At 32.5% G+C, this 1,818-nt stretch carries 1 pseudogene; it reads left to right on the plus strand.

From position 1 onward, the window contains the following. Window positions 1-506 precede the first annotated feature (506 nt). Window positions 507-1,818, plus strand: a pseudogene (locus J3U14_RS11615) (ESPR-type extended signal peptide-containing protein); the annotation flags it as partial.

Raw genomic sequence — 1,818 nt, forward strand, 5'->3', positions numbered from 1 at the left:
TGCTTATGCTCAACTTGATACTCGATTTGGCTCAGATAAATATTCACGAATTGGTGGACAACTAGGTTTAAATTATTCATTCTAACAATAGTAATATCTTAGTAAATACAAAGCAGTACGATTTAGTACTGCTTTTTTATAGAAAAAAGATATGTGATTCAAACTAAATTGAAAAAGGGGATATTTAGCACTGACTAAATAAAGAATTTAGTCTAAAAAAATCATAACATGAACAATATATTGAAAAAAAAAGATTGCTAATTGATTATGTATTTTAAATGCAGAATATGAAAATTTTGTGCAAAAATAATCAGTTTGTTAACTTTACATTAACTTGCAATTAACAAAAAAAACAATTAATTATAATTATATTACGCTTTTTATTAGAAATTTTCGATAGATTAAATGTTGATTGATCGCTTAATCCGATCAATAATGTTTTTTACATAAGTCTCTTGAATCTTAGTGACTATGTTTAATATTGTAAAATGAAGGAAATTTAACAAATGAATAAAATTTATAAAGTTTTGAAAAATAGACAAGGAATTAGTCTGGCAGTTTCGGAATTAGCCAGAGGAAGAGGTAAAAAAACTAAATCAGTATTAATTAATGCCACAATTCTTGGGGCTTTATCTGTTTTATCTTCCGGCAATGCTTTTGCTGCACGTGTTAATATAGATACCAATCAAATTATTAAAGGTGATGACACTGGAACTTTGCCTAATGGCGTAGTCAGCAATGATGAATATATCATTGGTCAAAATGGACATTTAACAATTAGTGATAATGGTACATTAAAAATTAATAGAATTATAGTGGCACATGATGTAGATACTTCTGCTCAATTTACACTCGACAATGGTCATTTCATTAACTCTACTGGTGATGCTTATTTAGGATCTCAAGGTAACGCTAATATTCTTATTACTAATGGCGGCACTTTTACCAATACTGGATGGTCTTCATTACGTATAGGTCATTCTAGCACTTCTAATACAACTTTAACTGTATCAGGTAAAGGCAGTACAATAAATCAAGTTAACTCACAAGATATGGGGATTGCCGGCGACGGTAAGGCTGTAGTTAATATTTTAGATGGTGGTGTTATTAATTCATCTCGAGCGACATTTGTCGCAAGTGGTAATGGAAATGCGATTATTAATATTGACGGTGAAGGTTCTGCTTTTAATTCAGGTGGTATGCGAGTAGGAACGCAATCAGCTGATAAAGATGGCTATGGTGAAATTAATGTGACCAATGGTGGTAGTTTAAATATTGCTGATGGTGATGCAGGTACATACAACAAGCTAGCTATCAGAAATGGTAAAGTATTAATTGATGGTAAAAATTCTCAATTGAACGTGATGTCTGAAATTATCGTCAATGAGGGTGGTAATCATTCTGCTAGTTTAACCGTTGCAAATGATGCAGCCATCAAAACTCAAAAAGGCGATAAATCTGGTGAGGATCTCGGTATTCGAGTTGATCAAAATGGCGCCCTTAATATCGGTGGCGAAGTTGGAAAAGCCGCTGAAAAAGCAGGTTCTATTGATACGCCAAAAGTTGGATTAAGAAATGGTGGTAAATTAAATATTAATCATACTAACACTGATTATCAAGTAGGCTGGGATATTGATGGAAATGGGGATGTCAATGTCGTCTCTGGTGATAACTTTATTAGTGGTAAACATACTTATGAAGGAAACACTAATATAACCGGTGGTTCTTGGAACGCGAAAGCCGAGAATGTCTTTAGCGAAAAATCTAACTATAACGTTGATAAGAAAGGTTCACTTAATTTAGAAGATCATAATCAAA

Origin of the sequence: Gilliamella sp. B3801, from assembly GCF_026536645.1 — a bacterium.
Classification (GTDB): domain Bacteria; phylum Pseudomonadota; class Gammaproteobacteria; order Enterobacterales; family Orbaceae; genus Gilliamella; species Gilliamella apicola_I.